The organism is Ruegeria sp. YKSD179 (genome assembly GCF_059612885.1).
Map to the genome: position 1 here is coordinate 1 of NZ_JBXWRL010000064.1, position 24,903 is coordinate 24,903.

Genomic DNA, 24,903 nt, shown 5'->3' on the forward strand with positions numbered 1-24,903 from the left:
ACGGTACAAAAGAAGTATTTTTGAAGGGCATGAACACCCGGATTGCAGGCTATGAATAACAATATCGCAAAGAATGCTGCGGCAATTTCGGTACCCGCGGTGTTTTTTCTGTGTGTTGCGGTACTGACCTTGCAGCAGCAACAGAACATCTGGTTTCCGCTTGATGATGCCTACATCACTATCGGCAACGTTGACACCTTTTTAACTGACTGCACCGATCTATTCGGGAACGCTGCTCCAACCGGCGCGACCAGTTTGGTTCATTTTTTGTCAATGGCCCTGCTATCGCTGATTGTAGATACACCTGTTGCAAGTCTGACCCTGGGGTTCACCAGCGCCGCGCTGTATGCCGTAGGCCTTTGGATTTTTCTGTTCTCAGTGTCTTCATCCAGGATCATTGCTGCCTCGGGGACTGTCGCGGGTATATCTCTGGGGTTCGCGTGGTTTCAATTAATGAATGGCCTCGAAACCGGAATGGCCATGGCTGCGATTGTTTGGGCATTCTACTTCCGGCACACGCAAAAATATCTGGCACTTGCAATTCTGGTTGGGGCCATGCCGTTCATAAGGCCAGAGTTCTATGTTTTGTCAGCCTTATTTTTCGTATCTATTGTAGCTGTCCGTCCCATAGATCTTCGGTCGACAACTATTTTTTTTGCCACATCAGCAGTGACCTATGGCGTTCTGGCGTTAATAAGCTTCTTGACGCTCGGTGGCATTCTCCCGGACACGGTAGGCGCAAAAGAAGTTTTTTTCGCCGACAAAGGTGAAGTATTTTTTAACCGATTAATGACTGCATTGAGCGCCGTTTGGAAAAACGATCTGGTCCTGATTTTTGCAGGTTTGGTTTTTGCTCCACTCTTACGCGGAGGATGGGTCGCTTTGGTCTTTTTCCTGGCGGTCGCTTTATCAGCCGCACTTAAATTGCCGGGTGCGCTGAACCATAACAATTTTAGATACTTGTATCCGTTCCTGCCGGTCGCCATCATTGGATGGGCGGCTTTTCTGGCAAAATGGAAACGTGGCGATCTGGTCTTCGTGATCGCGACCGTGTTTTCCGTGTTGATCTTCGCCACGAGATTCTGGCCGAACTATGCTGAGGGCTGGACAAATGTAGACCAAAAGAGGGAATTGGCGACCAACTGGATCGCCGAAAACTTGCCACCTAACTCCGTTATCGGAATTCACGACGCGGGTTATATTCCGTGGCGCTTATCGAACCCCTCGGTCCCCACCGAATTCAAATTCGTTGATCTTGTTGGACTGAAATCCCCTGATGCAATTTCATATCACGAAACTTACAGCGATCCGACAAACGGGACGGAACGTTGGCGCGCTTTGGATGAAATTGCGCGGGTAAACGGGGTCGAATACTTGGTCATTCTGGACGAACACTATTGGAAGAATTTGGAAACCGAATTCAGATTTGCCGGCTGGAGCCTCGACTTGGTTTTTGCCAACACTGGGTCTTATCAGGTCTATCGGGCTCACGCCCCGTAACTTGGGCGAAAGTTTAATTTCGGTCTTCGCTGCACATGTTGTAATAGGCAAGACAGCAGCGCAGGCAGCAAATACCTGTAACAAAGTCAGATGGGCGATAATCATCGAAGCCTGACAAAACGCTGACAAGTGCATTCACCGTGATGAAAGATGATAGCTGTTAACAAAGAGCTGAGGCGTGCTTTCCGCACGTTGGGAACGATATGTAAAGGAACGAATAGATGTCTGACAAAACAGAAAAGTCGCTCTCCCGGCGCAAGGCATTGACTAAAATTGGTGGGCTTGCGTTGGTGGCCTACTCGGTACCAGCGCTGACTCCGCTTTCTATGGCACATGCATCTTCGGGCTCAAGCGGTGGGTCTGGGGGTGGTTCAGGCGGCGGATCGGGAGGGGCATCCGGTGGCCGCTCAAGCGGTTCGAGCGGTTCCAGTGGCAGTTCAGGGTCGTCGGGTTCCAGCGGCTCCAGCGGCAGTTCAGGATCTTCGGGCTCAAGCGGAGCCAGTAAAGGAAGCGCAGCATCGGAGGCCAGTGCGGCATCAAAGGCCAGCGCTGCATCGGTTGCCAGCGCAGCATCGGTTGCCAGCGCTGCCTCAGTCGCCAGCGGGGCCAGCAGACCAAAAACAATCACCCGTGAGGAATGCGAGGGCGGCGGTGGAACAGTTGTTGACCGCGGCGACGGCGTTTCCGTTTGCAGCTAATAAGCTGATCGAAGTTTTTCTTACATTAACGTCGGTCTGCCCTTGTATGATACACGGGCAGACCTGATTGCATTGATGCATGGGGGAATTTCGCTAGCATGATATCCGGCAGCTTGGGAACGAAACGTGGTGGATACAAAGCATGTGCACTTTGAGGGTTTAGATCATCCGATCGCGCTTGACGGTGCTTCAAAAATTGCGGCGACGATGTCGACAATACTGACGGCCTGGCCACACCATATGGAGCCCGCCAGATCCGACAATGAGCCATTCGTAACGATACGCCCCGCCCCAAGGGAACGCTGGGAGGTGGTCTGCGCGGATGCGCCTGAGTCCCCCCGGATTTGGAATGAGGTAAACGCATTGTGCGATGTCGTAGCGGAGATGGCATGGGAGAGACTGCGCTCTGACCCCCGACTGTTATGCCTGCATACCGCCGCAGTTGATTTCGGTGGGCGTCTCGTTGTGTTTCCCAATGCACGTCGGGCAGGTAAAAGTACACTTGCGATTGCTCTGGCTCGCTTGGGATTGCCGATCTACACCGATGATTTTCTGCCAATCCAGGTGGATGATGTAACCCGAGAGTGCGTTGGCATCGCGAACGGAATTCTTCCGCGCCTGCGCCTGCCCGTGCCGGAAGGGTTTAGTAACGCTTTTGACGAATGGGTTGCCAACAACAAGGGTCCTTCGAACCGCCAGTACAAATACCTTGCTGACCTTCCGATCGCACCCTGGGGCGCACAACTGCCACTTGGAGCGATAGTTGTGCTGGACCGTCGCGACGTACCGACCCGCCCTGAACTGGCCGCCATTTCACACGAAGAAGCGCTCGCCGGTCTAATCACTCAAAATTTCGCCCGAACGCGCCATTCTGGCGCCATCCTTCGCTCGATCGATTTGATTTCTCGGCATTTGCCAATCTATCGCCTTAGTTACAACTCCGCCGAGGAGGCTGCAGAACATCTCTCGTCACACCCCAAGCTTTCCGCCCTTCCAGTCGCACGGATTGCCGACACAATGCAGAACGCAAGGCAAGCTCCACTCGACCTGTTGGAACGAGGCGCCGCGGATTTCTTGCGGGACAAAAACTATGTGCAGACCCCCGGCGTGACGCAAACAAAAGCCGGTGAGGACCGCTTTCTAGCTGATCAGGACGGGATCGGTATATTTCGCTTGAACCCCATGTCTTCTGCGATCTGGGGCTTATTGGAAGAACCAACTGAACTGGATGCGATTATTGAAATTCTGGCAGCGGCCTTTCCGGATGTTGCGAGGGATCAGATTCTCACCGACTGTGACCGTCTGATGCGTGAACTTGCGAAGGCACAGTTGATTATTCCTTTGGAGGAGGATGTGGTTGCTCAATGAGCAGAGCGAACCACATATCCCGTCGGGCGGCGCTGTTCCGCCTTGGCATTGGCGCCACTACAGCCTACATGGCCCCTGCATTGATTGGGATGAGCGAGGCCAGAGTGTCGGCGAGTTCAGGGACCAGCGGCTCCTCAGGGTCCAGCGGTGGTTCAGGGTCTAGCGGCTCGTCGGGATCCAGTGGTGCATCCGGGTCCAGTGGTGCATCGGGGTCTAGCGGTGCATCCGGGACCAGTGGCGCGTCGGGTGGCAGTGGTGCCTCGAGCGCGTCTGGTTCCAGCGCCCCCAGTGGCCCGTCACAGTCGGGCTCAACGCGCGACGACGACACTTCGGGCAGAAAGAGCGGACCACGCGGGCCCGGTACCTGTCGTTCTTCGTCCATGTCGGGTAGCGCCCAGATCTCACGCCAGGACTACAAGCGCGCGCAACGCGCCATTGCACGTGGTGATGCAAGACCTCTGCAGGAAGTTCTTGGTAAAGTTCAAGCCCGACGCCCGGGAAAATTATTGCAGGTCGGGTTTCCTGAAACGCGTGGCAGACCTATTTTTCAAGTGCTGATCGTTGACTCGAAGGGGGCAGTGGTCTCAGTCACTGTCGATGCGGGCTCGGGTCGCATCACAAACATGCAGGCATGTTGAATGCGTATTCTGATCGTAGAGGATGAACATAAGATCGCCGAGTTGATCGCGGACGTTCTGGAGGGCGAAGGGTTGATCCCAGAGATCGCCTGCGATGGCGAAGAAGGCTGGTTCCTGGGCAGCACCGAGAACTACGCTGCCGCGATTCTGGATATCGGCCTGCCCAAGCGCGACGGGTTGTCGGTCCTGCGGAATTGGCGCAATGAGGGGCTGGAACTACCCGTTATCCTTCTGACGGCGCGGGCAAACTGGAATGAACGTGTCGAAGGTATCGACGCGGGTGCGGACGATTATCTGGGCAAGCCATTTCAAATGGAAGAACTTGTCGCTCGTCTTAGAGCACTATTACGTCGGTCCAGCGGGCAGAAAGTCACCACACTCGAGGCCGGGTCGCTCAGGCTCGACCTGCGCCAGATGCGAGTTACAGTTGATGGAAGACCCTTGAAGGTCACGCCCTTGGAATATCGGCTGCTGAGTTACCTGATGCACCATCGCGGTCAGGTGGTGACCCAAGAGGAATTAATCGAAAACATCTACTATCGTGATCAAGAACCCGACAGCAATGCGATCGAAGTTCTGATAGGTCGCCTGCGCCGTAAGATTGGCGGTGGCGTGATCGAAACGCGCCGAGGGTTCGGGTATATAATCGCCGAGGACGAAATATGAAGATGTCGCTGAGCCTGCGTCTGTTACTGGCGGCAGCGCTGACAACGACTCTGGCGCTGGCGGCAACTGCCATCGTTTTCAACATCCTTTTTCGACTCTATTTCGAACACCGTGCCCGTGGTGAGTTGGAGACATATCTCACACTGCTGAGCGGCAATGTAAGTGTGGACGAAGAGGGCAGCGTCGAGGTCGCACCCATTTCGGATCCCCGGTTCGAGCAACCAGTTTCAGGCTATTATTGGCAGGTCCTTGTCGACGACGGCGAACCTATCCTGTCGCCGTCATTCTGGGCGGCTCCGCTGATGCTGGATCGACCTCAAACACCAGGGGTGATTTCCTTTGACGATGTCACTACGGATTCTGGAGAAACGGTCGCCGTGGCCAGTTGGGTTATCACCTTGGGTGAGTCCGAGATACGCCGTGAGATTTTTCTGGCGGTTGCCATCGACCGGGCAGACCTGGATGTCTCGGTCTCAAGGTTCACGACAAATTCGATCATTTGGCTAGCGGTGTTGGGTCTGTTTCTATTGGCTGCAAGCTGGATTCAGGTCCGTTTGGGGCTGAACCCGTTACAAAAGGTACGATCCGAAGTCAGCCGTATCTCGAGGTACCCGGACCAGCGATTGTCTTCGGACTATCCCACAGAAGTTCTGCCGTTGGCCAAAGAGGTGAACCAGTTGCTGGATGCCAACGCCGAAGCTTTAGAACGCGCCCGATCCCGCGCAGGCAACTTGGCGCATGGCCTCAAAACCCCGTTGACAATCATGCACGGTGTGGAGCGCAAGATGCGGAAGTCGGGGCATAACGGTCTCGCCGACGACCTGATGACCGAGATCACCGCTATTCAGCACATTGTAGAGCGAGAGCTGGCATCAAGTCGTGACAGCCAGCAGGTGCTGCGGCGCGCGGATGCTAGTGCGATCGTCGCGCGCCTGCAGAGGACGTTTGGCCGCCAACCCGGCGCGGAACACCTTCATTGGATTACCGACCTACCCGAAACGCTTCACCTGCCCTTCGACGAGTTCGATCTGACCGAACTCATGGGCAACCTTTTGGACAATGCGGTGAAATGGTCCAAAAGCAGAATTATCGTGAGCGGCGGGCAAGACGGCACAACCGCGATCCTGACCATCGAGGATGATGGCCCGGGCATACCTGATTCAGAACATGAATCGGTGCTGAAACGAGGAAGGCGGCTGGACCCGGACCAACCGGGTTCCGGTCTGGGTTTGAACATTGCGCAACGCATGGCACGGGCGCATGGTTGCGACCTATCACTTGATCAATCCGCCCTTGGGGGACTGAAAGTATGCCTTACGTGGTCCTCGGCTCACCCCACGAATAGTGTTTGATCAACCGCCAGAAAGGAAAGGCATTTCCGAAAGTGCGAATTAGCTATTCAGCTAAATCTCAGCCAAAGGACCTGCGTACAATGTTTTCTGCCATTCAGCATCAGGGCGGCAACCGGCCCGATGGCGACACATCGCGTTCTTCAGTTATCGCGATCAAACGAGCAGATAACAGGTGAGCCTGCTAGCGACCGATCAAACGCAAAACGCTCCGCAGTACTATCTTTGGGGCGTTCTTTCGTTGTTGATCAAATGTCTTGGCCAGGCGGCTCAAGCGGCCCACCGGGTGCCATGAGATGGCGCTCCGACAGCCACGGATTTAGTTCCAGCGCCGATGACAAAGCGTCTCGCGCTTCATCAATCCGTTGAAGCCCCAAAAGCGTCAGCGCCCGTCCGCTGATCGCCGCAACGTGATTGGGAGAAAGCTCTATCGCCCTATCCAAATCGACAAGCGCAGCTTGAAAGTTTTGCCGTAGGTAATTCGCAAAAGCACGCTGGTTGTAACCCTCGGCATAGGACGGGCAATAAGCGATAAGCTTGTCAAAGTCTTCGATCGCTCCCAACAAGTCCCAAGCATTTCTTCGAGTCATTCCACGATCCAACACGGCTTGAGCACTTTCGTCCGGCGCATCAGTCCAAAACTCCCAAAGCTGTTGGGACAATTCCCGCGCTGCAAGTTCATTTTCAGCTTTCCGGATCTCATCGATTATCCGATCAACACCAGCAGTGTGATCCGGGGCTGGCGGACACTCTTCAGAGCTTGCGGCAACTGTAGTTGCAAACATCAATGCTAAGGCTGTGACAGTTCTTTTCATGACTGTATGGTGATGCAGCTGAAGACTTCGTCAACCCTTACTTTCCAAACCACCCGATACCCCAGTCTCTTTAACGGCCTCCATCGCAACAAAAGTTGACGTGCTTGCAACATGCGGCAGAGAAGATATTTTTTCGGCCAGCACCGCCCTGTATTCAGACATAGAACCGGTTCGAACCTTAAGCAGATAGTCGAAATTTGACGCGATCATGTGAGCTTGCTCGATCTCAGGAATTCTGCGAACGGCGTCGTTGAAGTTACTCAAAGCTTTCTCTCTGGTGTCTGTCAGACGCACCTCGACAAAGGCGACATGATCTAGACCCAATCGGATTGGGTCTAAGATCGCTCGGTAGCCTTTAATTACGCCTTCGGCTTCAAGCCGCTTCAATCGTGCTTGAGTAGGCGATTTGGAAAGACCAATGCGACGGGCGAGGTCTGCCACAGAAATCCGACCATCTTCCGCCAGAATCGCCAACATTGAACGATCAAAGCGATCCAGCTCAAAAAAGTCGTATCGCATCGCAAATCCTTAAAATTTTGGTCCATTGACCTTTGTTACAACCAAAGTTGTTCGATTGTCCTGAAAAATTGCCGCTATACTGCACAAAAGACCGGAGGTTACATGTCTCATTCCTTGCGCACCCTCATCGACGCTCAGACCTATGCCGACCATGACGCTGTATTGGAGAAATTGATCGCGCAGGCTGAACTCGGCACAGACCAAAGAAAGGCAATCTGCGCGGCAGCCGCGCAATTGGTTCGCGACATACGGTCCAGTACATCGCCTGGGATGATGGAGGTCTTCTTGGCTGAATACGGCCTGTCCACCGACGAAGGCGTGGCACTTATGTGTCTGGCCGAGGCATTGTTGCGCGTTCCCGACGCCGACACGATCGACGCACTGATCGAAGATAAGATTGCGCCGTCGGATTGGGGCAAACATTTGGGGCAATCCTCGTCCTCTCTGGTCAATGCTTCCACTTGGGCATTAATGCTGACTGGACGCGTATTGGACGAAGGGCAATCTTCTCCGGTTAGCGCGCTGCGTGGCGCCATAAAGCGGCTTGGCGAGCCAGTGATCCGCACCGCCGTTGGACGTGCCATGAAAGAGATGGGACGGCAGTTCGTCCTGGGTGAAACCATCCAATCCGCCATGTCCCGAGCGCGTGGGATGGAAAGCAAAGGTTACACTTATTCATACGATATGTTGGGCGAAGCCGCGCGTACCGAGGCGGATGCCGCGCGTTACCACCTGTCCTATTCTCGAGCCATCGCTGCGATTGCAGAGGCGTGTACGCACGATGATATTCGCGCCAACCCTGGAATTTCGGTTAAACTTTCAGCTTTGCACCCTCGGTATGAACTGGCGCAGGAACAGCGCGTCATGGACGAGCTGGTTCCGCGCTTGCGTGCGCTGGCACTGCTAGCCAAGGCTGCCGGAATGGGGCTGAACGTGGATGCTGAAGAAGCAGACCGCCTTTCCCTTTCTCTACAGGTGATCGAAGCGGTGATGGCTGAACCAGCGCTGTCGGGATGGGATGGGTTCGGTATAGTTGTTCAAGCCTACGGCCCACGTGCAGGGCTGGTTTTGGACACGTTGTATCAGATGGCCGAGCGGCACGACCGCAAGCTGATGGTCCGACTAGTGAAAGGGGCCTATTGGGACACCGAGATCAAGCGGGCCCAAATCGAAGGCGTCGATGGATTCCCTGTCTTTACAAAAAAAGCGGTGACAGACGTTTCATACATCGCAAATGCCCGTAAATTGTTGAATATGACCGATCGGATTTATCCGCAGTTCGCCACCCACAATGCCCATACCGTCAGCGCGATCCTTCACATGGCCGATGACCAGCCATTTGAGTTTCAGCGGCTGCACGGGATGGGTGAAACCCTGCATCAGATCGTTAAAGATCAAAAGAAAACCCGTTGCCGCATCTATGCCCCTGTAGGCGCTCATCGCGACCTGTTGGCTTACCTCGTCCGGCGATTACTGGAAAACGGCGCAAACTCATCCTTCGTGAACCAGATCGTAGATGAGGAGGTTCAGCCAGAAGAGGTTGCCGCCGATCCGTTCGAAGCAATTCGAGAACCGCAACGCCATTTGCCAAAAGGTCCAGAGCTGTTTGAACCCGAACGCGCCAATTCACGCGGCTTCGACCTGCATCATACGCCGACACTGGACATGATCGACGCGGCGCGAGACGCCTATCGTAACCACCAATGGTCGTCTGGCCCGCTTTTGTCGGGTGAGTCACAACCCGAAGCCGCACAGATCGTGAGTAATCCGTCTAATCCGCAAGACAAGCCCGGTTCAGTCAAAACGACTAGTCATGAAGACATCGAACAGGCGCTTGCCTGTGCAAATCCATGGCGAGTCCCCGCGCCTGAACGTTCCCGCATTTTGAACAAGGCGGCCGAACTTTACGAGGCGCATTTTGGTGAGCTGTTTGCGCTGCTCGCACGCGAGGCTGGAAAGTCTGTTCCCGATGCAGTTGCTGAGCTGCGCGAGGCGGTCGATTTCCTACGATATTACGCTGCAAACATCCCAGATCGTGAACCGGCAGGTGTTTTCGCCTGTATCAGCCCTTGGAATTTTCCTCTGGCTATCTTCACCGGTCAAATTTCGGCGGCACTTGCGACCGGAAACGCGGTTCTTGCCAAACCCGCACCACAGACTCCGCTCATTGCCCATCGAGCAATACAACTGCTGCTTGAGGCTGGCGTGCCGAGCGATGCACTGCAACTATTACCAGGCGGGCCCGAGGTGGGGTCAGCATTGACGTCAGATGCGCGCGTGTCCGGTGTGGCGTTCACCGGATCGACTACAACCGCACAAAGAATTCGGCAGTCGATGGCCGATAACTTGCGCCCGGGCACGCCTCTGATCGCCGAAACAGGCGGCCTGAACGCAATGATCGTCGACAGCACAGCCCTGCCGGAACAGGTCGTCCAGTCAATAATTGAAAGCGCATTTCAGTCTGCTGGACAAAGATGTTCTGCGCTTCGCTGCCTTTATCTTCAGGAAGAAATCGCCGACGACGTTCTGACAATGCTGATCGGCGCAATGGACGCATTACAACTTGGAGACCCTTGGTTGCTTTCCACGGATTGCGGTCCAGTCATCGATGAACTTGCGCTGCAATCAATCGCGGACCATGTATCCAGCGCTCGCGCGGAAGGGCGAGTTTTAAAAGAATTGGACACTCCAACCGAAGGAAATTTTATCGCCCCGACGCTTATCGAAATTCCGGGTATTGCCGCCTTGGAACGCGAGGTTTTTGGTCCTGTACTGCATGTCGCTCGTTACAGGTCACAAGATATCGACAAAGTAATAACGGATATTAATGCAACCGGTTATGGCCTAACCTTTGGGCTGCACACACGCATAGATGACCGCGTACAACATGTGACCGAATCAATTCACGCCGGAAACATTTACGTGAACCGAAATCAAATCGGCGCCATTGTCGGCTCGCAACCATTTGGCGGTGAGGGCTTATCTGGAACCGGGCCTAAGGCGGGCGGCCCGAACTATATGAAACGTTTCTGCGCCCCAGACAGGCAATCCGTTGCGGAGTCATGGCCCGGTGCAATGTCTGAAATTCCCGCGCCGACTGGACAAGCCGCAGAACCCAAGACACATACTCTGCCCGGCCCAACTGGGGAGTCCAACAGGCTTACAGAATTTCCACGCGCGCCACTGTTATGCCTAGGACCTGGAAAAAGCACCGTCCAAGAACAAGCAGATGCTGTTCAGGCGTTAGGGGGTGTTACGATTCAAACGACAGGTGAATTGGATCTGCATCGGTTGGAACACCTAGATAATTTTTCTGGCGTTTTATGGTGGGGTGACGAAGAAACAGCGCGTGAGATAGAACGTCACCTTGCACGGAGAATTGGTCCTATCTTGCCTTTGATCCCCGGAAAACCCGATCGAACTCGTGTTTTGGCAGAGCGTCAGGTCTGCGTCGATACCACTGCAGCGGGGGGCAACGCAGCATTATTGGGGGGTGCGAATTAAGCTTGACTTGACGTAGGGCTTTGAAAAGCACAGCGTCCCGTCATGTTTCCTATACGCGACCATAACCCCTCAGGCCGTACGCCTTATGTCGTTTACTCTCTTATGGCTGCAAATGTTCTGATCTTCCTCAGCTATGTGGGGATTATGAACGACATTCAACTGATTAACCGTCTTTACTATGACTACGCAATCATACCAGCCCGCGTTTCGGACGGTGTCGCGCTTGAAACGCTGATAACATCAATGTTCTTGCATGGCGGCTGGATGCACCTGGCTGGAAACATGCTGTTTCTTTGGATATTTGGCGACAACATGGAAGACGAAATGGGGCACCTACCCTTTTTGTTGTTCTACTTGATGGCAGGGGTATGTGCTGGACTGATTCATGTGATTACCGCACCCCAGTCGGTTGTTCCTACTATTGGCGCATCCGGAGCAATTGCCGCCGTGATGGGGGGGTATCTATTGCTCTTTCCAAAGGCCCGAGTGGATATTTTGCTGATCCTGATTGTTTATTTCAGAATCTTTACGATACCAGCCTTTGTCATGTTGGGGGTTTGGCTTGGCATGCAATTTTTTGGAAGCCTGGCCAGCGACCCGGACCGTGGCGGCGTGGCTTATTGGGCCCATACGGGCGGATTTATTGTTGGGCTGATACTTTGCATTCCGCTTTGGCTGAAACGCGGTGGAACTGCATTCTGGAGCAGAACCCACGGCCATCCTCCACATCCAGAGCACAAATACAAACTCACGGAATCGCGCATCCCCCGCGTACCGCGCAGGTAGTTCAGTTTCTGGTTGGGGGTCTTATTTAACCCCTTATCACTTTGGTGAAACTGTCAAAGATAGGCTCATTAGCGCAGATCACATCGCCATCTTCCAAGATGCTGCCTTCGGGGTTCAAAGCCTGAATAAGGCCACCGGCCTCTTTTACAATAATGATACCCGCGGCCAGATCCCAAGTATTGAGACGACGTTCCCAAAAACCCTCGTACCGGCCGGCAGCTACATATGCCATATCCAGCGCCGCAGCACCCCATCGGCGAACCCCAGCGCACACGGGCATCAAACGTGCCAAGTCTTGCAGCGTTTCCGGCAAGTCGGATCGCCCGCCGTACGGAAGCCCAGTCGAGAAAACGGATTCGATCATGCGATGGCGGCCAGATACGCGGATGCGCATATCATTCATCCAAGCGCCTTCACCCTTTTCTGCAAAGAACATCTCGTCCTTGGCGGCGTCATAGATTACGCCAGAAACAATTTTGCCTTTGTGTTCCAACGCAATTGATATCGCCCAGTGTGGCAAACCGTGCAAAAAATTAGTCGTACCATCCAAAGGATCGACTATCCACCGACGGGTCGGGTCCTCTCCGTCAATCGCTCCGCCCTCTTCGGCCAGCCAACCATAGGTCGGACGTGCACCAAGAAGTTCTTCTTTAAGGATCGCTTCAGCGGCGATATCTGCCTTGGACACGAAGTCGCCTGCGCCCTTCATGGAAACTTGCAGGTGCTCGACTTCACGGAAATCCTTGACCAGAGAGCGCCCAGCCTTTCGCGCGGCTTTGATCATGATGTTGAGATTTGCACTGCCAACCATTGTTCCAAGGCTCCTGTCCGGTCAAACCGCGCGTATACTGGGGCAATGCGTCCTTGCCAAGAGGTATGATATGCATACCTGCCCCGCGTTTTTCACCTATTCTGCTTGCAACTTGCGGGCCTCGGTTCGAGCAAGCTTTACCAGCTCTTGCACAAAAGGCTTTTCCAGATCCTCGCTTCGCACGGCAGCATACAGCCGTCGCGTTATCCCGTCTTTTGTGAGCGGGCGCGTCACATAGTCCGAGTTGTATTTAACTTCGCGCACCACCCAGTCCGGTAAGACGGAGATACCGCGGTTGGAAGCCACCAAAAGCAGGATCACGGCCGTAAGTTCAACTTGTCGGATCGCAGACGGTTCCACACGCGCCGGGATCAGTAGTTGGCTGAACACATCCAGTCGGGTGCGTTCGACTGGATAAGTAATTAAGGTCTGCCCTCTGAAATCATCAGCTTCGATATATTTTTTTTGCGCGAGCGGGTGGGTGGAAGCGGCCACGAAAACTGCATTGTAATCAAAGAGTTCTACAAACTCGATTCCCGGCAAATCCTCAGGGTCAGAGGACACCACCAGATCAACTTCTTCTTTCTGCAGCGCAGGTAATGCGTCGAAGGCCAGACCCGGACGAATATCTACATCGACATCAGGCCAAGTTTTTCGGAAACTCTCCAGCACTGGGAACAGCCATTCAAAACAAGCATGACATTCGATGGCAATATGCATGCGCCCCGTTCGACCATCCCGCAAAGAAGAAAACTCGTCCTGCATCGCTTCGACTTGTGGAAGTATCTGTTCAGCAAGACGCAGTAGACGCAAACCGGCGGCAGACAACTTCATGGGTTTCGACCGGCGCAGGAAAAGCTCGACGCCCGCCTGATCTTCCAAACCTTTGATCTGATGACTTAACGCAGACTGCGTAATGTTCAGTTGATCCGCTGCACGCGCCAAGCCTCCGCATTCGTGGATCGCTTTGATGGTACGAAGATGCCGGAATTCAATGTGCATCCCAAACAGGCCTCATGTTGTTGTTGAATAATATGAGTTTGTTTCACCATTAAACCCGTGGCACAAAGAATGCAATGAAACCCCCAAGAGGCCACCATGACCAAGCCTGAGATTTCTTTTGAGTTCTTTCCCCCCAAAACTTTGGAAGCCTCGTTCCGGCTGTGGGATACCGTTCAAACGCTTGCCCCGTTGGAGCCTCGTTTCGTTTCCGTCACTTACGGCGCCGGGGGGACAACTCGGGAATTAACGCGGGATGCTGTGGCAACCCTTCACAAGTCGTCGGGCTTGCCTGTTGCCGCGCACCTTACTTGCGTGGACGCAACCCGGTCAGAAACACTTGCAATCGCAAATGGATTTGCCAAGGCAGGTGTGCGTGACATCGTAGCTTTGCGCGGTGATCCACCAAAGGGACAAAACAGTTTCGTTCCCCACCCTGATGGTTTCGAAAACTCTGTAGAGCTTATCTCAGCGCTGGCAGAAACCAATCGCTTCAATATCCGAGTAGGCGCATATCCGGATATTCATCCAGAAGCTCAAAATGCTCGCACCGATGTTGATTGGCTGAAAGCTAAGCTGGACGCCGGAGCAGATGAAGCACTGACGCAGTTTTTCTTTGAGGCCGAAACCTTTTTCCGTTTTCGCGACGCATGCGCAAAGGCGGGAATCGACAAACCCATCGTTCCGGGAATTCTTCCGATTGAAAACTGGAAAGGCGCACGTAATTTTGCGCTGCGCTGCGGGACGCGCATTCCAGCCTGGGTGGAACATGCTTTTGAAAAGGCGATTCGAGATGATCGCGAAGATTTACTTGCCACAGCACTATGTACAGAGCTGTGTTCTGATCTGATCGACGGTGGCGTCGACAAATTACATTTCTACACACTCAACCGACCGGAACTGACACGGGATGTCTGCTTTGCGTTGGGCATTACTCCGCGAGCGGAACTGCAAAACGTTGCGTAATCGCGTTTCGGTTGGCCATCGAAGCGCCCATGGAGACATTGGCGCGAGTTTCTAGATGCGATCAGTTCGATTGGGCACTCCGGACCCCACGTGAACCGGCAACAGTTAGTCAATAAAGTTGGGTATTGTCCCCATTTTTGAGACTTATGCGCGAAAAACTGGATGATCTGAAGACAATCACGCACGCCCAACGGTTACTGTAACCGAAACTCCGGCCAATAAACGCGCAAATTTGACAAAAAAACTAACCCGAGCACACTAGCCATAGTTCAAGTTTTAACGAGTTTTCCAGGTTATGGAACCAGTCGACAACATCAAGGCGCGGGTCGCAGCCCTTCAAGCACTTGGCCTATCACATGGCGCAAATGCCAGCGATATTCGCGACGCCTGGCGTGACATAGCCTTTCATTCTCATCCGGATCACACGGGTGGTGACTATTCTGGATTCTCGAAGGCGAAAACCGCATACGATTTCCTTCGCAAAGAGGGTCTGACAGCGAATAAGCCCGACAAGTCAAGTTTGCCCCGGCGACCACAGTTGAAAAAAAGACTGATCGATTTGGATGCCAACGAAATTGAGCACTGTCGGAGCATGCTGCGTCCGAACCAAGTTCTTTCTCATGCCGGGAACAAACAGCGCGCGGCAGAAGATAGCGACGCCCAGGGATTGGCCTCGAGCCATGTCCCAGAGGCAATAGGATGTTTCGGACGTGAGCTTACATATTTCGTTGCGACACCTGTTTGCGAGGGCTCAAATCGAGTTGTTTTGCCGACTTCGGTTTTGGCCAGTTGTCGTAAGGGCGAACCTGAAATTTTGACATTCCAGTCAAAAAGCACAGGGGCCGGAGAAGTTGTCGTTCCCGACGCTATTCGCGAGCGGAAGTTCCCTGGCGCCAAAAGTGTCAAAATTCGCTTCGAAGCAGATCAGAGCTCGCGTGAAAATTTTTGCCTTGCCTCTTAATAGCACGGTTATCGAAAGGCCGACGCCCGGACTGAAAAGCCCGGACGTTTTCGCATATTTTGATGCGATCAGTTTGAGATTGGACCCTCTGAGGTGAACTTGGGAATAACGCTGGTCGAGGCTGCATCGGCTTCGATGTCGGGCCAGTTTCCTTCTGCCAAATTGATATTGCCCGGGACATCTTCTTCCCAAAATCCTACGACTACATCGGTGATGTTGAGGTACAGTTTATCATCGACAATACGCCAAAGATTTGGGTTGGCTGGAACTTTACCGCCGCGCGACACACCGTATGCGCAGTGACCATCGTAGGCCGGGGCATAATAGGCTGGATTCGCAAGAAATTTTTCTCGGTTTTCCTCGCTAGTGAATGCCCAAGTCGCACCGTTGTATTCGGCCGTAATGTCGGTGCGACCGCGAACAGGCTCGGGCTGAGCCTGGCCAATCGGGACCTGGTCGAGGCTTCGGTAAGAGACGACATCGTAGCCCGAGATGGCGAACCCAGTACCGTCGACGTATTGATCTCCGGCAAATGCAGGCGCAGCAAAGGCCAGAGCTGCAGCTACGGCAATCGCAAAATGTTTCATGTGACAATCCTCATATCCATTCGGTTTCAGGGCGCCCGATTTGCGGGTCTATCCGAACAATAAGTGATTTCATGCAATCGCGAAGCACCGCTCGCGCCCCTGTGACATCCCACGAGAAAACGTGAGGCTGAGGGCATGGTTTGTTACAAAATCAACGAAAGATCAGGGGTTGGACTTTGCCACTTGCAATATTAGCTGTCACGACAGCGACCCAGCGACAAGGCAAGGATAAGGAACGCACAACATGAGCGAAGAATCCAACTATACCCCTCCAAAGTTCTGGACATGGGACAGTGAAAGCGGCGGTCAATTTGCCAAGATCAACCGCCCCATATCCGGGGCAACTCATGACAAGGACCTGCCAACCGGGAAACACCCGATGCAGCTTTACTCGCTGGCGACCCCCAACGGGGTTAAAGTAACTATCATGCTGGAGGAACTGCTGGCTTTGGGGCATTCCGGAGCCGAATACAACGCCTGGCTAATAAAAATTGGTGACGGTGATCAATTTGGGTCAGGGTTTGTGGAAGCAAACCCAAATTCCAAGATCCCAGCCCTTTGGGATCGTTCTGGGGAAAAACCTGTCCGCGTTTTCGAAAGCGCATCGATTCTTTTTCATCTGGCTGAAAAATTCGGTGTCTTCCTACCCGAGTCTGGTCCGGAACGGACCGAAGTGATGAATTGGGTCTTTTGGCAGATGGGCAGCGCCCCTTACCTAGGTGGCGGCTTCGGGCATTTCTACGCCTATGCGCCAGAGAAGTGGCAATATCCAATTGACCGATTTGCGATGGAAACCAAACGGCAACTTGACGTTTTGGACCGTCAACTAGCTGACAAAACCTACGTTGCTGGCGAGGAATACACCATCGCCGATATGGCCATCTGGCCGTGGTACGGACAGCTAGTCCTAGGCCGTCTGTATGACGCTGCAGAGTTTCTGGACGTCGAATCCTATGAAAATGTGATGCGCTGGGCTAAGGCCATAGATGCACGGCCCGCAGTTCAGCGGGGCCGTATGGTCAACAGAACTTTTGGCGCACCGCACACACAACTGCACGAACGTCATGATGCCGGCGACTTTGAAACCAGGACACAGGACAAGCTAGAGCCCACCGGCTGATAGTTGGCTCCAGTCACTTTAAGATGGGGGGCCGCTCGGGATCTCTTCCCGGAGCGGCCCTTTCCATTTCAGTGACCTTAGGTTGCGGCAGATCGAATCGCAGTCCTACCTTGGCCAAAGCAATCGCTGCTGGGGACTCCGCATCGAAGAAACCGACGTCAAGTGCTCCGGCTTCAACTCCGGAAAACGTCAAAGCCTCGGACACCGCCCGCGCCAGCGCAGGTTCCGCGCCTTCAATAGCTGCCACAAAACCCAACAGGTGACCTTGACCACCTGCAGCAGTTTTTGTGCCTGCCAAATAGGCTGAGACGGCCAGACCAGTCGCCGACGCCAATTTAATATCTAATGCCTGCAATAGCCTGTCGGGTAAACCTTTTGGAGGCAGAAATTCCTTGAACCTTTGAAGAACTTCTTCCGGCCCATGTTTCAGCGTGTCGGTCAACCACGCCAATGCTTCGGGCGGTATTAACGTTGATGAACGCGCGACATCCAGATTCAGGCCAAGACCAATACCTTGATCGGAAAGCATCGTCGACAGCGCTCGCCCGGACAAAGCAACATATGGAACAGGCCGGCCCGCAAAGCGCGCCAGACGGTCTTCGCGATCAAATGCCAACACAAAGCGACCATCCGCAACGTCAAATAATTCGGGGGATATGTTTTCATCACGGGCCTCTTCGGTCAGCAACAGAAACAGCTCGCTGTCGGCAAGCCGCTCAAAAAATCGCAATCTTGCCTCGTCATTCGTTTCAGCGGATTCCATTTCCGCATGGGCTTGATCCAGTATTGTTTCTTCAGTCATTCAGAACCTCTTGCACCCGCTGACGCAAAACCGGCAACAAATCCGCCTCGAACCACGGGTTTTTCTTCAGCCATGCCGTATTTCGCCAAGACGGGTGTGGCAAGGCGAAGACGCGCGGCGCATAGTCTCGCCACCTGCGCACAAGATCCGTTACAGGTGTTTGGGTGCCAAGGTGATACTTGTGCGCATAGCCTCCAACAAGAACCGTCAGACGGACATCCCCTATCGCGGACATTACTTTGTCATGCCATGTTCGTCGGCAAATCGGAGGAGGCGGTAAATCTGCATTGCGCGAATTATATCCGGGAAAGCAAAATGCCATTGGAACGATTGATACCAGAGAACGGTCGTAAAACGCCTTTTCATCCAACCCCAGCCACTCGCGCAGACGATCACCAGAAGGGTCAGTAAACGGCCTGCCCGACTCGTGCACGCGTGCGCCGGGAGCCTGACCCGCGACCAAGATAGGTGTTCCGGGAGTGAACCAAACCACTGGGCGAGGTTCGTGGGCCGTCGCCGTTTTCGCAAATCGATCAGCGCACAACCTACAGTTTTCAATGTCTTTGATCAGGGTCCGCATCCATTTCCCAGAACGTATTTGCTGTTATTTAGGTTAAATATGTTCTGAATGAGGGTCGGCCAACAATAGGGTAACACTCGCCAATAGGTCACATATTAGGCAAGATCTGTGTATGCTCATTGATCATTTGTTTCATACTTCGGCATAATGTATCCAAACTAGATCGGTAGAAGACGCGCTTTCTAGCCGACAAAGAACGAGCGAATACAGGCTGCGCATGCTGGAATTTGAAAATGTCAGCAAGTCATTCTGGACCGGAACCCGCCGCAAGGTAATTCTGGACAGGGTTTCATTTCGCGTGGATCTGGGGTCTTCACTTGGGGTGCTGGCACCAAATGGAACCGGAAAAACCACGTTGATCAACATGATGGCCGGCCTTGAGAAACCCGATGAAGGCGTGATCCGGCGCGACTGTCGAGTGTCCTTTCCAATGGGTTTCACAGGAGGCGTGGCTAAGCGTTTGTCGGCATTGGAAAACGCGCGCTATATCGCAAATATCTATGGTATGGATCCCGATTACGTCGAAGCCTATTGCAGATGGCTATGTAACCTCGGCGAGTATTTCGACCAACCGCTTGGTACTTATTCGTCAGGTATGAAAGCTCGGTTCACTTTCGCCCTGATGTTGGCGCTGGATTTCGACATGTACCTTATTGATGAAGGGATGCCATCGACCACCGATGTCGAATTCAATAAAAAAGCCGGGGACATTCTTCGCGAGAGGTTACGCACCACGACTTTGGTGATCGTTTCCCACAACCCAAAGACTTTGGAAAAATTTGCCCGGCAAGCAGCGGTTCTTGTAGACGGGCAATTGTACATGTTTGAAACCTTGGAAGAGGCAAAGCAGCTTTATGACTACCAAACCCAAGGCTAAAAAGTATAACCCCAATCGATCGCCCGGCGGCGAAGGCACCGCCGAGGCGCGCTCGGACGCGATTGACCGGATTCGGCGCGCGACTCAAGGTAACGGAATAAAAGAAGATACCGGATCGTCCACCAATATTGACGAAATTAAGCGCGAAGGTTTGACTGGCCGGCAATTACGCGTCGCAAGGCGACTAGCGAAAAAGAACGGTCTGTCTGCCAACTCTGACTATGACGCGGTACGCTTGCTCAGGCAGATAGGGCTGGATCCTTTTCAAAGGGCTAATCTTCTGGAACTGGCCGCCAACGATCAACCCACACCGGATTCCGGTAAGGTTAAGGTCTTACTTCCGCAAATCACCGAGGACCCCAAAGACAACCTGCCCGGACCAGAACTTTCGCCCTCAGAGAGGCGGGAGTACGAAATCGGTCAAATTCAAAAAGACATTGCGCGACGCCGGCGGCGCAAGCTGCTTACTATGTTCGCTCGGCTGGCTGTCTTTGTGATGCTTCCTACGCTTTTGGTGGGCTACTACTTTTATCGCGTTGCCACTCCGATGTATGCCAGCTCGTCAGCATTTTCGATCTTGCAAGCGGACGGCGCAGCCGGGGCAATTGGCGGTTTCCTGTCCGGAACTCAATACGCCACTGCACAGGATTCGGTTGCGAGCCAGGAGTTTCTGGAATCCAAAGATGCATTGGAGCGGTTGAACCGCGACACCGGATTTGATGAGGTGTTCAAACAGGAATGGATCGACCCGATTCAACGCCTGTCACCTGATGCTTCCCTCGAGGAAACCCACAAGCTCTATAAAAAAATGGTGACTATTGGATATGATCCCTCGGATGGAATTGTCCGAATGGAAGTCGCAACGCCAGATCCTGAATATTCGGTCGAAGTGTCACGACGACTTATCCAGTATGCCGAAGAGACGATTAATGCGTTGTCCGTGCTCAAACGCGAAGACCAGATGCGCGAGGCTATGAAAAGCTTTGAAGACGCGCAAGATGCCCGCAGGAGAGCGCAAGAAGATCTCATTGAGTTGCAGCTTCAAGGGGCAGTATTGGACCCACAAAGCGTGATCGCCAGCTTGCGAGCACGCATCGATCAATTCGAGATCCAACTTCAAGACAAAGAACTGCAACTTGCGGCGTTACTGGACAACTTGCGGCCCAATCAGGCCAAAGTAGAGGGTGTTCAGGCCGATATTGAACGCCTACAGGCGGTTCTCAACGAGCTTAATGCAGAAATGCTGGATGTATCGGCTGGGGAAAACTCGCTTGCGCGACTAAACGTACGGATTCAAATGGCTCAGGCTGATCTGGCCGCGCGTGACATGATGTTGCAATCTGCCTTGCAACAAGTGGAAACAACACGCACCGAGGCAAACCGAAAGGTCCGTTACCTGACCGTGTCAGTGAACCCGGTGGCCAGCCAAGAGGCCGGTTATCCGCGGAAGTTCGAAAATACGATTTTGGCATTCTTGTTGTTTGCTGGTATCTACCTCATGATCTCGCTTACTGCGTCGGTCCTTCGAGAACAGGTATCTTCGTAAAACAAATGAAACATGTAAAAATCGCCGATCTTACCGTCGGTAACGACCTTCCACTGACCATTATCGCTGGTCCCTGCCAGCTTGAGACAGCGGACCACGCCCAGATGATTGCGGGCACCATGAAAGAAGCCTGTGACGCTGCGGGCGCGCAGTATGTATTCAAAGCCTCCTTTGATAAGGCTAACCGCACCTCTCTGTCCGGTAAACGCGGCATGGGAATCGATGCAGGGCTGAAGGTTCTGGACGACATCCGCAAGACCATCGGCGTTCCGGTTTTGACCGATGTGCATACCGAGGCCCAATGCGCCATCGCGGCTGAGACCGTTGATGTGCTGCAAATCCCCGCTTTCCTGTGCCGACAGACGGATATGCTATTGGCGGCAGGCAATACTGGGGCCGTCATCAACGTCAAAAAAGGGCAGTTTCTTGCACCTTGGGAGATGCCGAACATTATCTCGAAAATCGAGAGCACGGGCAATCAGAACATCTTGTTGACCGAACGTGGGACGTCTTTTGGCTACAACACCCTCGTTGCCGATATGCGGTCGCTGCCGCAGATGGCCCAGACCGGATACCCAGTTGTGATGGATGCAACGCATTCCGTACAGCAACCCGGAGGTCAAGGAGGTTCCTCCGGCGGCCAGCGCGAGTTTGCGCCGGTGATGGCCCGCGCGGCAGTATCGTTAGGAGTTGGAGCAGTATTTATCGAAACGCATCAAGATCCCGACAATGCTCCTTCTGACGGGCCGAACATGATCCCACTAGATCAGATGGGCCAATTAATTGACATATTGATGCGTTTTGATGCGCTTGCCAAAGCTAACCCTGTAAAAATTTAAAGATTGAGAATTGTTATGCCCAAACCAATACCCGAGGTGAGCCCAAACACCTGGAACTTTCTGCGCGACCCGATGATCAAACCAACCGGTTTTCGTGAATACGACGCGCGTTGGAAATACCCTGACGAAATAAACTTGCCCGGCATGACTGCCCTTGGTTTAGGGTTGGGTACCCAGATGCACAGACGCGGCATAGCCCCCGTCATTGCGGTGGCAAACGATTATCGCGATTATTCTCTTTCTGTAAAAAACGCGCTTATTCTCGGGCTCATGAAGGCTGGAATCCAGGTTAAGGATATCGGGCCCGCCCTCAGCCCCATGGCCTATTTTGCGCAATTCCATCTGGACGTGCCTGCGGTCGCCATGGTGACAGCCAGCCATAATCCAAACGGCTGGACAGGTGTAAAGATGGGGTTCGACCGACCATTGACACACGGACCGGACGAGATGTCGGAACTGCGGGACATCGTCCTGAACGGAGAAGGCGTTGCCCGCGAAGGGGGATCTTACGAATTTGTCGATGGGGTAAAAGAGGCTTATATCGACGACTTGGTCGGAGATTTCAAAATGTCCAGACCGCTCAAGGTTGTCTGCGCTACAGGCAACGGCACAGCCTCGGCTTTTGCGCCTGAGATTTTTGAGCGGATGGGTGTCGAAGTCGTTCCCAGCCACAACCGGCTGGACTACACGTTCCCACACTACAATCCAAACCCCGAGGCCATGGAGATGCTTCACGACATGGCTGAAACGGTCAAATCAAGCGGCGCCGATCTTGCGCTAGGATTTGACGGAGACGGCGACCGTTGTGGCGTTGTAGATGACGAGGGCGAAGAGATATTTGCCGACAAGGTAGGTGTCATCATGGCACGGGATCTGGCCAAGCTGCACCCCAACTCAACCTTTGTGGCCGATGTTAAATCAACCGGATTGTTTGCGAGCGATCCTGAATTGAAAGCGAACGGAGTCAAAGCCGACTATTGGAAAACCGGCCACAGCCACATGAAGCGGCGGGTGAAGGAAATTGGTGCGCTGGCAGGATTTGAGAAATCGGGACACTATTTTCTGGCCGAGCCCATAGGGCGCGGTTACGACTGCGGCATGCGTGTGGCCGTTGAGATATGTAAGCTTATGGATCGTAACCCGCACCAAAGTATGTCTGATCTGCGAAAGGCGCTGCCGAAAACTTGGTCGACCCCGACAATGTCTCCTTTCGCTGCCGACACCGAGAAATACGATATTCTGAAAAGACTGGTCGATAAACTCGTGGAAAAAGCCAACGCCGGAGAGAGTTTCGCAGGGCGCGGGATCAAAGAAGTCGTGACCGTAAATGGGGCTCGAGTCATATTGGACAACGGCAGTTGGGGTCTGGTACGTGCTTCGTCCAACACTCCGAACCTGGTTGTTGTTTGCGAAAGCAGCGAAAGTGAACAGGAAATGCGCGAAATCTTTGCTGAGATCGACGCTGTGATACGGACAGAGCCGGGCGTCGGCGACTATGATCAAAGCATTTGAAGCTGGCAAGCGGGGCGCAATTTGCGCCCCAATTGGTCATTAGTCGCCGCCCAGCAACTTCAAAAGCCCCTTCTTGGCCTCATCTTCTAGCTTTTTCTTGAGGGCGTCCTCAACCTGATCAGTTTTGGTGATTGTAGCGTCGAGTTCGTTGCCCACTTTTTTTAGTACTTTTTGCTTAGCATCATCTTCGAGTTCTTTGACCTTACCCTCAGCCGCGGCTTCGATAACTTTTGTCAGGTCAGGCTTGATCGACGGGTTGCTCCATGGTCCGACGATGCGCACTGGCACCGAAATACCGTCGCCTGAATTCGCACGCAGGGCGACAGGAGTGAACACATAGTCGATATCACGGGCGCCGAGCCCGACACGCCCTTTTCCGTCTGCCCTGAAGTTGTCCAGCTTCATTAAAAGGTCGTCGTTTTTAAGGTCCCCATCTTTCATTGAAAAACTTGCAGTTAAGCTGTTGAAAACTGTGGTCCCCCCTGATCCACTCCCTCGCCCCATCAATCGGTCCAGGTCCACGCCGGATATGACTCCTTTGCCGACGTCGATATCGCCTTTGCCACTCAAGGATCGCATTATTTGTTCTTCGGTTTGACCGACGCCAAGAAACTGTAGCGAGCCAGATGCCTTGCCAGACAGGCGCTTGATGTCACCAAGCGTTTCCAACGCTTCTTTGAGGTCGATATTCTTGGCATTCAAATCGCCGCCAACCGACAGGCCATTGCGGTTGTTAGCAACGACTTGTCCGTTTAGCTGACCTGAGAACAGTGATGCGGGATGCATTTTCAGGACGGCGCGGGAGCGTTCAAGATCAAGCGTAAGATCGCTTTGGCCAAACGTTATGCCGGGGACAGCTATAGATTCCGCCTGTAACCGGATCGAGGCATTCGCCAGAGATAGTGCAGAGGCATCGATGGGGTCAGTAGACCACTTATCACTTGATTCGCTTTTGGATGCTGAACCGGATGTACTGCCAATGGTATTGGTGTCGCTGACCTTCGACAGGTCCAGATTGCGCGTATTCAGGCGCGCTGTCACTTGCGGTGGGTTGGAAATCACAATGTCTGCTTCACCGTTCAAGCGGTTATCGTCTAATTGTGCCGTCATGCCCCGCAGGGAAATTCGGCCATCGCGGGTGTAAGTCATCTGCCCGTCGATTTTCGCAATCCTGCCGAGGCCCCTAGGCACGACAACTCCACCCTGACCAAACGCAGCAAGCATCTTGTGGGTGTCGTTCGCAATAATGTCTAGGTTTCCGTCCATTTCACCCGCAAGATTCACGCGCCCTTCGAAACCAATATCTCCACCAGGGGCAAGCAGGCCCACCTGCAACGGCGTGACAACACCAGATGAAAATGCTGGCAAGTCTGGAATCTTCATATCGACCTGAACAGCGCCGCCAGGAACCGGCATCTGGGCCTGCAAATCCATAGGTGCCGATACCTGTGGCCAGCTGG

General features: G+C 53.5%; 23 protein-coding genes. 13 read left to right on the forward strand and 10 right to left on the reverse strand.

The features are described from left to right. The first annotated feature begins 51 nt into the window (after positions 1-51). Positions 52-1,500 (forward strand): DUF8728 domain-containing protein, encoded by a 1,449-nt coding sequence (locus tag AC2FNE_RS21655; protein ID WP_170607173.1) that lies wholly within the window; start codon positions 52-54, stop codon positions 1,498-1,500. A 295-nt stretch (positions 1,501-1,795) separates the two neighbouring features. On the opposite strand, the gene AC2FNE_RS21660 is transcribed toward AC2FNE_RS21655, so the two are convergent. Then, positions 1,796-2,128, reverse strand: a complete 333-nt coding sequence (locus tag AC2FNE_RS21660; RefSeq protein ID WP_170478599.1) for a hypothetical protein — start codon at positions 2,126-2,128, stop codon at positions 1,796-1,798. A 196-nt stretch (positions 2,129-2,324) separates the two neighbouring features. Here AC2FNE_RS21660 and AC2FNE_RS21665 point away from each other — a divergent pair, with 196 nt between their 5' ends. Beyond that, the gene (locus AC2FNE_RS21665) at positions 2,325-3,566 is read left to right on the forward strand and encodes a PqqD family protein (RefSeq protein ID WP_496806256.1); all 1,242 of its coding nucleotides are present in this window, start codon (positions 2,325-2,327) and stop codon (positions 3,564-3,566) included. 64 nt (positions 3,567-3,630) lie between these two features. On the opposite strand, the gene AC2FNE_RS21670 is transcribed toward AC2FNE_RS21665, so the two are convergent. After that, a complete protein-coding gene (locus AC2FNE_RS21670) occupies positions 3,631-3,948 on the reverse strand; it encodes a hypothetical protein (RefSeq protein ID WP_170478594.1) in 318 nt (105 codons plus the stop codon). Positions 3,949-4,204: 256 nt separating this feature from the next. Here AC2FNE_RS21670 and AC2FNE_RS21675 point away from each other — a divergent pair, with 256 nt between their 5' ends. After that, positions 4,205-4,870: a response regulator gene (locus AC2FNE_RS21675; RefSeq protein ID WP_170478588.1), complete on the forward strand. Its 666-nt coding sequence runs from the start codon at positions 4,205-4,207 to the stop codon at positions 4,868-4,870. Next, a complete protein-coding gene (locus AC2FNE_RS21680; RefSeq protein ID WP_496806257.1) occupies positions 4,867-6,222 on the forward strand; it encodes a sensor histidine kinase in 1,356 nt (451 codons plus the stop codon). Before AC2FNE_RS21675 ends, AC2FNE_RS21680 begins: the two co-directional genes overlap by 4 nt. A gap of 245 nt (positions 6,223-6,467) precedes the next feature. Here the strand turns inward: AC2FNE_RS21680 and AC2FNE_RS21685 are convergent, their stop codons facing one another. Both AC2FNE_RS21685 and AC2FNE_RS21690 read right to left on the reverse strand, forming a co-directional pair. After that, the gene (locus tag AC2FNE_RS21685; protein WP_170607181.1) at positions 6,468-7,034 is read right to left on the reverse strand and encodes a tetratricopeptide repeat protein; all 567 of its coding nucleotides are present in this window, start codon (positions 7,032-7,034) and stop codon (positions 6,468-6,470) included. 30 nt (positions 7,035-7,064) lie between these two features. Continuing rightward, positions 7,065-7,553 carry an Lrp/AsnC family transcriptional regulator gene (locus tag AC2FNE_RS21690; protein WP_170478579.1) on the reverse strand — a complete coding sequence of 163 codons (489 nt, stop codon included), beginning with the start codon at positions 7,551-7,553 and terminating at the stop codon, positions 7,065-7,067. Between the two features lie 102 nt (positions 7,554-7,655). Here AC2FNE_RS21690 and putA point away from each other — a divergent pair, with 102 nt between their 5' ends. After that, positions 7,656-11,057: a bifunctional proline dehydrogenase/L-glutamate gamma-semialdehyde dehydrogenase PutA gene (gene putA, locus AC2FNE_RS21695; RefSeq protein WP_496806258.1), complete on the forward strand. Its 3,402-nt coding sequence runs from the start codon at positions 7,656-7,658 to the stop codon at positions 11,055-11,057. A gap of 42 nt (positions 11,058-11,099) precedes the next feature. Continuing rightward, positions 11,100-11,843: a rhomboid family intramembrane serine protease gene (locus AC2FNE_RS21700; RefSeq protein ID WP_170478575.1), complete on the forward strand. Its 744-nt coding sequence runs from the start codon at positions 11,100-11,102 to the stop codon at positions 11,841-11,843. Positions 11,844-11,868: 25 nt separating this feature from the next. Here AC2FNE_RS21700 and AC2FNE_RS21705 read toward each other — a convergent pair whose 3' ends face one another. After that, positions 11,869-12,654, reverse strand: a complete 786-nt coding sequence (locus AC2FNE_RS21705) for an inositol monophosphatase family protein (RefSeq protein WP_170607185.1) — start codon at positions 12,652-12,654, stop codon at positions 11,869-11,871. Between the two features lie 96 nt (positions 12,655-12,750). After that, positions 12,751-13,656 carry a LysR family transcriptional regulator gene (locus AC2FNE_RS21710; protein WP_170478569.1) on the reverse strand — a complete coding sequence of 302 codons (906 nt, stop codon included), beginning with the start codon at positions 13,654-13,656 and terminating at the stop codon, positions 12,751-12,753. Between the two features lie 96 nt (positions 13,657-13,752). Between AC2FNE_RS21710 and metF the strand changes: the two genes are divergently transcribed. Both metF and AC2FNE_RS21720 read left to right on the forward strand, forming a co-directional pair. Continuing rightward, positions 13,753-14,619: a methylenetetrahydrofolate reductase [NAD(P)H] gene (gene metF, locus AC2FNE_RS21715; RefSeq protein ID WP_496806259.1), complete on the forward strand. Its 867-nt coding sequence runs from the start codon at positions 13,753-13,755 to the stop codon at positions 14,617-14,619. 295 nt (positions 14,620-14,914) lie between these two features. After that, on the forward strand, positions 14,915-15,580 hold the full coding sequence (locus AC2FNE_RS21720; RefSeq protein WP_496806260.1) for a J domain-containing protein: 666 nt from the start codon (positions 14,915-14,917) through the stop codon (positions 15,578-15,580). Positions 15,581-15,648: 68 nt separating this feature from the next. On the opposite strand, the gene AC2FNE_RS21725 is transcribed toward AC2FNE_RS21720, so the two are convergent. Next, complete coding sequence (locus AC2FNE_RS21725; RefSeq protein WP_170607191.1) at positions 15,649-16,167, reverse strand: YHS domain-containing (seleno)protein; 519 nt, start codon at positions 16,165-16,167, stop codon at positions 15,649-15,651. A gap of 244 nt (positions 16,168-16,411) precedes the next feature. On the opposite strand from AC2FNE_RS21725, the gene yghU reads away from it, so the two are divergent. After that, the gene (gene yghU / locus AC2FNE_RS21730; protein ID WP_496806261.1) at positions 16,412-17,287 is read left to right on the forward strand and encodes a glutathione-dependent disulfide-bond oxidoreductase; all 876 of its coding nucleotides are present in this window, start codon (positions 16,412-16,414) and stop codon (positions 17,285-17,287) included. A 13-nt stretch (positions 17,288-17,300) separates the two neighbouring features. On the opposite strand, the gene AC2FNE_RS21735 is transcribed toward yghU, so the two are convergent. After that, positions 17,301-18,089, reverse strand: coding sequence for an SseB family protein (locus AC2FNE_RS21735; protein WP_170607195.1), 789 nt, complete (start codon positions 18,087-18,089; stop codon positions 17,301-17,303). Continuing rightward, positions 18,082-18,669: a uracil-DNA glycosylase family protein gene (locus tag AC2FNE_RS21740; RefSeq protein WP_170607197.1), complete on the reverse strand. Its 588-nt coding sequence runs from the start codon at positions 18,667-18,669 to the stop codon at positions 18,082-18,084. The genes AC2FNE_RS21735 and AC2FNE_RS21740 overlap by 8 nt, the downstream gene beginning before the upstream one ends. A gap of 217 nt (positions 18,670-18,886) precedes the next feature. Here AC2FNE_RS21740 and AC2FNE_RS21745 point away from each other — a divergent pair, with 217 nt between their 5' ends. Genes AC2FNE_RS21745 through AC2FNE_RS21760 form a run of 4 tightly spaced genes read left to right on the forward strand, consistent with a single transcriptional unit; the run spans position 18,887 to position 23,443 of the window. Then, positions 18,887-19,546 carry an ABC transporter ATP-binding protein gene (locus AC2FNE_RS21745; protein ID WP_170478550.1) on the forward strand — a complete coding sequence of 220 codons (660 nt, stop codon included), beginning with the start codon at positions 18,887-18,889 and terminating at the stop codon, positions 19,544-19,546. After that, positions 19,524-21,092, forward strand: coding sequence for a KpsE/RkpR family capsule polysaccharide export protein (locus tag AC2FNE_RS21750; RefSeq protein WP_170607199.1), 1,569 nt, complete (start codon positions 19,524-19,526; stop codon positions 21,090-21,092). Before AC2FNE_RS21745 ends, AC2FNE_RS21750 begins: the two co-directional genes overlap by 23 nt. Positions 21,093-21,097: 5 nt before the next feature. Then, positions 21,098-21,931 (forward strand): 3-deoxy-8-phosphooctulonate synthase, encoded by an 834-nt coding sequence (gene kdsA, locus AC2FNE_RS21755; protein WP_170607201.1) that lies wholly within the window; start codon positions 21,098-21,100, stop codon positions 21,929-21,931. A 15-nt stretch (positions 21,932-21,946) separates the two neighbouring features. Further along, on the forward strand, positions 21,947-23,443 hold the full coding sequence (locus AC2FNE_RS21760; RefSeq protein WP_170607203.1) for a phosphomannomutase/phosphoglucomutase: 1,497 nt from the start codon (positions 21,947-21,949) through the stop codon (positions 23,441-23,443). 39 nt (positions 23,444-23,482) lie between these two features. Here the strand turns inward: AC2FNE_RS21760 and AC2FNE_RS21765 are convergent. After that, positions 23,483-24,903 (reverse strand): AsmA family protein (locus tag AC2FNE_RS21765; RefSeq protein WP_496806262.1); only part of this gene is annotated, 1,421 nt, incomplete at its 5' end.